Origin of the sequence: Streptomyces sp. NPDC057307, assembly GCF_042667665.1 — a bacterium.
Lineage (GTDB): Bacteria > Actinomycetota > Actinomycetes > Streptomycetales > Streptomycetaceae > Streptomyces.
Genome location: NZ_JBHUZM010000231.1, coordinates 1 through 7045 on the forward strand (window position 1 = coordinate 1; position 7045 = coordinate 7045).

Consider the following 7045-nt stretch of genomic DNA (forward strand, 5'->3'; position numbering starts at 1 on the left):
GGCCCACCCGGGCCCGTCCGGCGATCAAGACCGAACCGTCAGCGCTTCTAGCGCCAGGGCCCCGTGACCGCGAACGTCGTCCCGGGCGTATAGCAGTTCACGTACATCGTGTCGCCGTCCGGTGCGAACGTGACCCCCGCGAACTCACCCCACTCCGGCTCCTCCGGCGTCCCGATGTTCTCCGCGCCGCGCGCCATCTCGTACAGCTCGCCGTGCCGCGTCAGCCCGTACACGTGCTGCGCGCCGCCGCCGTCCTCGCACACCATCAGGCCGCCGCTGGGCGCGAGGCAGATGTTGTCGGGGGACTCGCCGGGCATTTGGATGTCGGTGTCCGGGCCGAAGGCGATCACCAGCGTGAGCCGGCGCCGCTGCGGTTCGTACTTCCACACCTGCCCGTAGTGGTCGGCCGCCGAGCCCTCCGCGCTCTTCGCGAAGCTCGATACGAAGTACACGGACCGGTCGCCCCAGTAGCAGCCCTCCAGCTTCTGGGCGTGCGTGATGCCCTTCTTGCCGAAGTCCTGGAGCCGGATGGGCGTCTCCTTCGCCTGGGTGTCGGGTACGGGCACCCACTCGACACGGTCGAAGCTCGCGCCCGGCTCCTGGATGACCGACAGGTCGGGTACGCCGGGGACGCGCATGGCCTCCAGCGTGCCTCCCGCGCGCAGCGACCCGAGGCCGCCGAGCGGCTTCTCGGGCAGGAAGCGGTAGAAGAGGCCGAAGGGCTTGTCGAACGCGTCCTCCGTCTCGTACACGACACCGGTACGCGGGTCGATCGCGATGGCCTCGTGCTGGAAGCGGCCCATCGCCTTCAGCGGTACGGCGCCGGTGCGGTGCGGATCGGCGCCGTCGACCTCGAAGATGAAGCCGTGGTCCTTGGTGTAGCCGTTGGTGCCGGCCTTGTCCTCGGTCTCCTCGCAGGTGAGCCAGGTGCCCCAGGGGGACGGCCCGCCCGCGCAGTTGACGGCGGTGCCGGCGATGGCGACACGCTCGCCGAGTACGTTGTCGCGGCCGTCGAGTTCGAGCGCCGTACAGCCGCCCTTGCCCATCGGGTCGTAGGTCAGACCCTCGACGGTCGGGACGCCGATCTTGCCGTCGGCCCGGTTCTCGTGGTTGCGGACCAGATGGACCCGGCCGCGGCGGCCGGCGAAGGCCGCCATGCCGTCGGGATTGCTGGGGACTTCGCCCTCGCCCGAACGGAGCTCGTCGCCCGTTCTGGACAGGACGCGGTAACGGAAACCTTTCGGCAGATCGAGCAGGCCGTCCGGGTCGGGTACGAGCGGGCCGTAGCCGCTGCGCCCCATTTCCTGTGCGACAGCGGTGCCGGCGAAAAGCTCCGACACCGCTCCGGTGAACGCGATTCCGGCGACCGATGCTGCTCCGGTGGCCAGGACCTGACGTCGTGTTGCGGACATGAGGCAACTCCCTGTTGGCGGACAGGAGACGTGACCCGCACGTGTGTATCACGGGTGTAGAGCACACGTGAACCGTGCGGGCCACTGAGCCTTATGTGTCGCCTGGTATGTCCTGAGAGATCAGCGGATCGGCAGACTCGATCAGCGGACCTGATCGACCGACCCGATCAGCGGACGCGATCGGCGGACCGGATCAGGCGAGCGACGCGGTGAGCGTGATGCTCGTGCCCGCGAGCGCCTGGCTGACCGGGCAGTTGGCCTTGGCGTCCTCGGCGGCCTTGACGAAGCCCGCCTCGTCCAGACCCTCGACCTCACCCCGCACCGTGATGTGCACGCCGGTGATGCCGGTGCCGGGCACCAGCGTGACCTCGGCCTGGGTGGTCAGCTTGGTCGGCGGGGTGCCGGCCTTGGCGAGACCGTTGGACAGGGCCATCGAGAAGCAGCTGGAGTGAGCGGCGGCGATCAGCTCTTCCGGGCTGGTCTTGCCGTTCGCCTGCTCGGCGCGGGAGGCCCAGGAAACCGGCTGCTCGGCGATGCCGGAGGAGTCGAAGGTGACGACGCCACTGCCCTTGAGGAGGTCGCCTTCCCAGACGGTGTGTGCCTGGCGCGTGGTAGCCATGGTGATGGAACCCTTCTGTATCGGGCACGCGAGAGCTGATCGACCGCGCCTCGCGCACCGCACATCGTTACGGCTCCGAACTTACTCGGCGAGCAGGCCCTTTGCGTCGCGTGCCAGCGCAGTGAGACGTGAGATCGCACGGAAGTACTTCTTCCGGTAACCGCCGTTCAGCATCTCTTCGCCGAACAGCCGGTCGAAGGGGAGCCCGGAGGCCAGAACCGGTATCTCCCGGTCGTACAGCCGGTCGGCGAGTACGACGAGGCGCAGGGCCGTCGACTGGTCGGGCACCGGGCCCACATCCGTGAAGCAGGCGACTCGCAGACCCTCCGTCAGCGCGCCGTAGCGGCTGGGGTGGACGGTCGCGAGGTGGCCGAGGAGAGCGGGGAAGTCGTCGAGGCTGGCGGCCCCGGTGGCGTGCGCGGCGCGCGTCACCTGCTCGGTGGTGAGTGGGGCGGGGGCCTCGGGCAGTCCCCGGTGCCGGTAGTCCTCGCCGTCGATACGCAGCGGGCGGAAGCGCGCCGAGAGCCCCTGGATCTCCCGCATGAAGTCCGCGGCGGCGAAGCGGCCCTCGCCGAGCTTGCCGGGGAGCGTGTTGGAGGTCGCGGCGAGCGCCACACCCGACTCCACGAGACGGCTCAGCAGGCTCGACACGAGAACGGTGTCGCCCGGGTCGTCCAGCTCGAACTCGTCGATGCAGAGCAGCCGGTGGCCGCCGAGGGTCCGTACGGTCTGCTGGAAACCGAGCGCGCCGACGAGGTTCGTCAGCTCCACGAAGGTGCCGAACGCCTTCTGCTCGGGGGTGGCGGGGGTGGCGTGCCAGAGGGAGGCGAGGAGGTGGGTCTTGCCGACGCCGTAACCGCCGTCGAGATACACGCCGCGGGGGCCGGCGGCCTCGGCGGGCTGCCGGCCGAACCAGCGCCGCCTGCCCTTGCCGTTGTTGCCCTTGGCCTTGCCGTTGCCCCGCCCGCCGCCCGCCGCGCCGTCGAGCCCGGCGGCGAACGCGCTCAGTACGGTGACGGCCTCGGCCTGGCTGGGCTGGTTCGGGTCGGGGACGTACGTCGCGAAACGTACCGAGTCGAAGCGCGGCGGCGGAACCATCTCGGAGACCAGCCGCTCGGCCGCGACCCGCGGCTCCCGCGCACAGAGGGATACGGGCCCGGACACGGGAGCGGAGGTGGACGCCGGTTCGGCGGGGGAGGGTGGCACGGGGCTCAACTGTAGAGCGTGTCGCGGGTACGCCGTCCCGGGGCCGGGACCGAGACGGTCGGGGGCCTGTCCCGAGACGGGGCGGGGCCGGTCCGGGGCCGGTCCCCGAGACGGGACGCGGGCGGGGCGGCCGCCGATGGTCGCGCCGGCTTTCCGGGCGCGCGCACCGTGTCGTAGGCGTTCGCGTGGGATTCCCCTTCGTGGGGGTTGCGCGCGGGCTCACGGAGGTTGTGCGCGGGCTCGGCAAGCCTGCCGGGGATGCCGAGGACTGTCGGCGCCCACGGCGCGCACCCACGGCGCACCGCACCGCGCGAGCGCCGTGTACCGGCGCGTAGAGGCGCGTGTCGGACCGCGTCCGCGTGTCAGACTGCTGCGCATGCGACGCCTGTTCCCCGTGACCGATCAGACCGCGCCCGCGCCCGCCGTCCGTCCTGAGGATGCCGCGGACCGTGAGTGGGCGCTGGACGAGCTGGCCGAGGCGTACGCGTACCCCGAGCCCGCCGACGGCGGCTGGCTGCGCGCCAACATGGTCTCCACGCTCGACGGCGCGGCCCAGCACGACGGCCGGTCGCAGGCCATCTCGTCCGACGCCGACATGCGGATCTTCGGCACCCTGCGGGGCCTGGCGGACGTCGTCCTTGTCGGTGCTGAAACGGTTCGCCTGGAGGGCTACCGCCCCGCCCGCGCCCGTGACGCCTTCGCCGCGCGGCGCGTCGCCGCCGGGCAGGCGCCCGCGCCCGCCATCGCCGTCGTGACCGCGAGCCTGAACCTGGACTTCTCGCTTCCGCTCTTCACCTCACCCCTCGTACCGACCCTGATCCTGACCGGCGCCGCCGCCTCCCCCGACCGGATCCGCGACGCCGAGAAGGCGGGCGCGCGGGTGATCGTCGCCGGGGACGGGCCCGGCGTCGAGCCCGACCGGGCGGTCGCGGCCCTGGCGGAGATGGGTCTGTTGCGGCAGCTCACCGAGGGCGGACCCCGGCTGCTCGGCCAGTTCGCGGCGGCGGGCGTACTGGACGAACTCTGTCTGACCGTCTCCCCCCTGCTCACCGTCGGCAGCGCCCAGCGCATCACCGGCGGACCGGGCCTGCCGGACCCGGCGCGCTTCGCCTTGGCGGCCGTACTGGAGGAGGCCGGGTTCCTTTTCACCCGATACCGTCGGAGCTGACATTGGGCGGAATTTGTCGTTCCGGTTAGCTTCCGCTGGGCACACTTACTCACGCAGACTCACGCAGACCCCGTGCGGACACGGGGAAGGATGGTTTCCGCAGCGGGCCTCACCGGCCCCTGAACGACGAAGGGCGCCTGTCGTGTTCACAAGCGTATTGATGATCGAGAAGCCCCTGTCGTCCGTGGACGTCGAATTCGTCACCACGCTCCACGGTGCCGAGGACGTCTCCTTCATCCTCCTCATGCAGCCCCGCGGTGACCAGGCGGACGCGCTGCTGAGAGCCATCGACGACGTGGCGTACGGTGAGCTGAAGGAAGCCGGCCGCGAGGGCGACGAGCCCGAGGGCGCCGAGGCGCGCGGCCCCGCCGAGCTGGCGCTCGCGCACTCGCTGGCCGTCCTGCGGGCGGCGGGCCGCCGGGCCACCGGTCTGGTGGTCGAGAACCACCCGCTGGACCATCTCAAGTCCGTCGTCGAGGAGTCGGCCGCCGACGAGGTGATCGTGCTCACCGAACCCCACTACGTGGAGGAGTTCTTCCACCGCGACTGGGCCTCGCGCGCACGCCACAAGGTCGGCGTACCGGTGCTGAAGCTCTTCGCGCACAGCGCGGAGGACGACAACGAGGCGGGGGAGAGCGAAGGGAAGGCCGAGGGGGCGGGCCGGAGCGAATAGGCTGGGGGGTCGCTGACGGCACCCGGCCGCCCGCCCGCGGAAGCCCGCACCCTCGCCGCCCTCACCCGCACCACCCTGGGAGAACACGTATGGCACCCGGTATCCCCACCGCCATGGAACGGCCGCACTTCATCGGCATCGGCGGCGCCGGAATGTCGGGTATCGCCAAGATCCTCACCCAGCGCGGCGCGAAGGTCGCGGGCAGCGACTCGAAGGAGTCCGGCACCGCCGAGGCCCTGCGAGCCCTCGGCGCCACGGTCCACATCGGCCACGCGGCCGAGCACCTCGCCGACGACGCCTCGTGCGTGGTCGTCTCCAGCGCGATCCGGGCGGACAACCCCGAGCTGGTACGGGCCGCCGAGCTGTCCGTCCCCGTCGTCCACCGCTCCGACGCCCTCGCCGCCCTGATGGGCGGGGGCCTGCGGTCCATCGCCGTCGCCGGTACGCACGGCAAGACGACGACGACCTCCATGCTGGCCGTCGCCCTCACGGAGCTGGGTCTCGACCCGTCGTACGCCATCGGCGGCGACCTGGAGGGGCCCGGCACCAACGCCCGGCACGGCGACGGCGACATCTTCGTCGCCGAGGCGGATGAAAGCGACCGGAGCTTCCAGAAGTACGACCCCGAGGTCGCGATCGTCCTCAACGTCGAGCTGGACCACCACGCCAACTACGCCTCCATGGACGAGATCTACGAGTCCTTCGAGACGTTCGTCGGCAAGATCGTGCCCGGCGGCACGCTGGTGATCGCCGCCGACCAGCCCGGCGCGGTCGAGCTGACCGCGAAGGTCCGCGATCTCTCCACGATCAAGGTGGTGACGTACGGCGAGGCGGCGGACGCCGACGTACGCGTCCACAAGGTGACCGCGCGCGGACTGACCAGCGAGGTCACCGTCGTGCTGGCCGGCCGCTTCCTCACCTTCACGGTCTCCGTCCCCGGCCGCCACTACGCGCACAACGCCGTGGCCGCCCTCGCGGCGGGCGTCGCGCTCGGCATTCCCGCGCACAATCTCGCCTCCGCGCTCGGCAAGTACACCGGCGTCAAGCGCCGCCTCCAGCTCAAGGGCGAGGCGAACGGTGTGCAGGTCATCGACTCGTACGCGCACCACCCCACCGAGATGACCGCCGACCTGGCGGCGATGCGCGACGCCGCCGCCCCCGGCTCCCGGCTCCTCGTCGTCTTCCAGCCGCACCTCTTCTCACGCACGCAGGAGCTGGGTACGGAGATGGGCCAGGCGCTCGCCCTGGCCGACGCCTCGGTGGTGCTGGACATCTACCCGGCCCGTGAGGACCCGATCCCCGGTATCACCAGCGCGCTGATCATCGACTCGGCGGAGCGGGCGGGCGCGGACGTCAGGGCCGTGTCCGACAAGGGCGCGGTGCCCGAGGCGGTGGCGGGAATGGCGAAGCCCGGTGATCTCGTTCTCACCATGGGGGCGGGTGACGTCACGGACCTCGGTCCGGAGATCCTTGCCCGGCTGTCCCACTGAGGCGGATCGCCCGAGGCGTGAGAGAGGAATCCGATGGCGTACGACATCGACAAGCCCGACGAGCAGTGGCGCGAGGAACTGACCCCGGCGGAGTACGCGGTGCTGCGCCAGGCAGGCACCGAGCCCGCCTTCGTCGGTGAGTACACGGACACCAGGACGACCGGCGTCTACTCCTGTCGCGCGTGCGGCGCGGAGCTGTTCCGCTCCGGCACGAAGTTCGAGTCGCACTGCGGCTGGCCGTCCTTCTACGACCCGAAGGACAGCGACGCGGTCGAGCTGATCGAGGACCGCACGATGGGCATGGTCCGCGTGGAGGTCCGCTGCTCACGCTGCGGGTCGCACCTGGGCCACGTCTTCGAGGGCGAGGGTTACGACACGCCGACCGACCAGCGGTACTGCATCAACTCGATCTCACTGCGGCTGACGCCCGACGAGGGCTGACACCGACGGGATCCACGACGGCCACCGGCGGCGAGC

General features: G+C 71.2%; 7 protein-coding genes. 4 read left to right on the forward strand and 3 right to left on the reverse strand.

Annotation, left to right across the window (positions count from 1 at the left end):
• Positions 1–47: 47 nt before the first annotated feature.
• From ACFUN8_RS36405 to zapE, 3 genes are all read right to left on the reverse strand, one after another.
• Positions 48–1412: an alkaline phosphatase PhoX gene (locus ACFUN8_RS36405; RefSeq protein ID WP_383647463.1), complete on the reverse strand. Its 1365-nt coding sequence runs from the start codon at positions 1410–1412 to the stop codon at positions 48–50.
• A 193-nt stretch (positions 1413–1605) separates the two neighbouring features.
• Positions 1606–2031 (reverse strand): OsmC family protein, encoded by a 426-nt coding sequence (locus tag ACFUN8_RS36410; RefSeq protein ID WP_383647466.1) that lies wholly within the window; start codon positions 2029–2031, stop codon positions 1606–1608.
• 81 nt (positions 2032–2112) lie between these two features.
• The gene (zapE, locus tag ACFUN8_RS36415) at positions 2113–3237 is read right to left on the reverse strand and encodes a cell division protein ZapE (RefSeq protein WP_383647468.1); all 1125 of its coding nucleotides are present in this window, start codon (positions 3235–3237) and stop codon (positions 2113–2115) included.
• Between the two features lie 376 nt (positions 3238–3613).
• Here zapE and ACFUN8_RS36420 point away from each other — a divergent pair, with 376 nt between their 5' ends.
• The 4 genes from ACFUN8_RS36420 to msrB all read left to right on the forward strand — a co-directional run bounded on the left by ACFUN8_RS36420 (position 3614) and on the right by msrB (position 7009).
• Positions 3614–4405 carry a pyrimidine reductase family protein gene (locus ACFUN8_RS36420; RefSeq protein ID WP_383647471.1) on the forward strand — a complete coding sequence of 264 codons (792 nt, stop codon included), beginning with the start codon at positions 3614–3616 and terminating at the stop codon, positions 4403–4405.
• Between the two features lie 142 nt (positions 4406–4547).
• Positions 4548–5078: an indole-3-glycerol phosphate synthase gene (locus tag ACFUN8_RS36425; protein ID WP_383647473.1), complete on the forward strand. Its 531-nt coding sequence runs from the start codon at positions 4548–4550 to the stop codon at positions 5076–5078.
• A gap of 89 nt (positions 5079–5167) precedes the next feature.
• Positions 5168–6568, forward strand: a complete 1401-nt coding sequence (gene murC / locus ACFUN8_RS36430; RefSeq protein WP_383647476.1) for a UDP-N-acetylmuramate--L-alanine ligase — start codon at positions 5168–5170, stop codon at positions 6566–6568.
• A 33-nt stretch (positions 6569–6601) separates the two neighbouring features.
• On the forward strand, positions 6602–7009 hold the full coding sequence (msrB, locus tag ACFUN8_RS36435) for a peptide-methionine (R)-S-oxide reductase MsrB (RefSeq protein WP_383647479.1): 408 nt from the start codon (positions 6602–6604) through the stop codon (positions 7007–7009).
• Positions 7010–7045 lie beyond the last annotated feature (36 nt).